General features: G+C 48.1%; 2 protein-coding genes. Both read right to left on the bottom strand.

What is annotated here, in order from left to right:
• Positions 1-126: 126 nt before the first annotated feature.
• A complete protein-coding gene (locus HMPREF2726_RS09765) occupies positions 127-1,719 on the bottom strand; it encodes an L-lactate permease (RefSeq protein ID WP_070603205.1) in 1,593 nt (530 codons plus the stop codon).
• A 131-nt stretch (positions 1,720-1,850) separates the two neighbouring features.
• A partial coding sequence (locus HMPREF2726_RS14455) for a hypothetical protein (RefSeq protein ID WP_210399696.1) occupies positions 1,851-2,079 on the bottom strand: 229 nt, incomplete at its 5' end.

The raw sequence follows: 2,079 nt of genomic DNA on the forward strand, positions 1-2,079 counted from the left end.
CGCCTTGTCCTGATTTAAAGTTAATCCACTATATGATGGTAGGGAAGGGGAGTATTGACTAACTGTTTGCTTCATAAAAAAGGTCGTCTGAACATTTTTCAGACGACCTTTTGCGTTACAAGGTTCTTACCTTAGAGGGAAGAAAATAATTGCTATGGCGACAGCAATCACACCGTAAATTGCCATGGGAATGACGGTTTTCTTGATAATCGCACCTTCGGCGTTTTTCACGTCCAGTACGGTACATACGGCGATGATGTTGTTGATGCAGACCATGTTGCCCATTGCGCCGCCGACGGATTGCAGGGCGAGGATGAGGGTAACGGACAGACCGGTATCAATAGCGATTTGTTGCTGAATCGGGCCGAATGTCAGGTTGGATACGGTGTTCGAACCGGAGAAGAATGCACCGATAGCGCCAAGGTAAGGGGAGAAGTAAACCCAGTGTTCGCCTGCCATCGCGGCAAACTCTTTACCGATGATTTTCACCATGGAGTCGTCGCCGCCAACCATCATCAGTTGAACCATAATCAGCGCGCCCATCAAGGCAAGCAGCGGTTTTTTGGTTTGGTTGAACGTTGCAGCGTAGAAAGCCCAGGCGTCTTTGAATTTGGTTTTATAAAGCAGGATACAAATCCAAACGGTAAAGACAAACGGAATCCATGCGGGAACGTAGAGAGTTTGGTATGACGCATTGACGCCTTGTCCGAAAATATTGCCGAAGGTAATGGTCAAAGAGTCGCTGACGGTGATTTTGCTCAAATCAAACGGCAGTTGGAAGCTGAACCATTCTTCTTTGCTGGTCAGCAGGCCTTTGATGCCGAGCTGTTTGATACGGGTAACGACCAGCATACCGATCAGCATACCCAGAGGGGCAAGTGCTTTGGCGACTTGGGCGAAAGGTACTTTTTCGGCATTCGGGTCTTTCGGATGATCTTTGCTCAAACCCCAGCCGTGGTTGGCGGCGAATACGGATACCATCAGGCCGATTGCGCCGGCAACGAGTGATGGGAATTCTTCGTTGACCATCGCCAATGCGACATAAGGAATGGTACAAGAGAAGACGGCGATGCCGATGAAGCCTAAGTTTTTACGGATTTCAGACCAAGGCACGATGAAGCTCAAGCCGATGACGGGGATGATGAAACCTGCGAAGAAGTGCATCACGCCGGTTTGTCTGCCGATAGCCAAGATGTTTTCGGGACTCAGGTTTAATGGCGCAAAACCGAACCAAGTCGGCGTACCCACCGCGCCGAAAGATACCGGCACGGAGTTCATAACCAGCGTAAAAATCGCCACTTTCAACGGGTTGAAACCCAGACTCATCAGAATCGGGGCGGCAATCGCAGCAGGCGTACCGAAGCCGGATGCACCCTCAATCATAAAGGCGAACGACCAGCCGATAATCATCAGCTGCGCCACAGGATTCGGGCTGATGGTCGCCAGCCATTTGCGGATAATGTCGATACAGCCGGTGGTTTCCATCATACGGTTGAACATGATCGCACCGAAAATCACGGTAATTGGCGTCAGTGTGGAAACCAGGCCGGACGCTGCGGTTGCGTTGAGCAGCATAGCGTCGTCTTTGAAATAAAACAGCTTGATGGCGTAAATCAGCGCGGCGGTAATCGGCAGCGCAATATAGGAAGGCATACTGTTTTTCTTAACCATCAGCCAAATCAGCAGGATGATGGGAAAAATGCTGAGGAATAGTGCCATGGTGAATCCTTAAATCGGCGTTGTTTATCAATTTTTATCATGATGTCGGATGCGGGAGAGATACCGAACCTTAATCTGAGAGTAATTACCAAATAAATTGGTAATACCAATTCAAAAGAATGCCGCATACTTTACGTAATACGATGTAATCGGTCAAGTGATTTATACGCGAACCGCGCGTTGCAAAATAAGGTTTTCGGCTGAGGGGAAATTAGTTTTTTATTATCAGAATATTGCAAAACGGATAAGCGGGAGAAGGAGAGAAATGTTGGAAATGCTGCAACAGGTAAATTCAAAAAAGGTCGTCTGAAAACAGCTTCTGCTTCGTCGGTATAGTGGATTAACTTTAAATCAGGACAA

The organism is Neisseria sp. HMSC074B07 (assembly GCF_001810355.1).
Classification (GTDB): domain Bacteria; phylum Pseudomonadota; class Gammaproteobacteria; order Burkholderiales; family Neisseriaceae; genus Neisseria.

Excerpts from the sequence above, each read along its gene's own strand:
- HMPREF2726_RS09765 (WP_070603205.1), bottom strand. The coding sequence starts at position 1,719 with ATGGCACTATTCCTCAGCATTTTTCCCATCATCCTGCTGATTTGGCTG.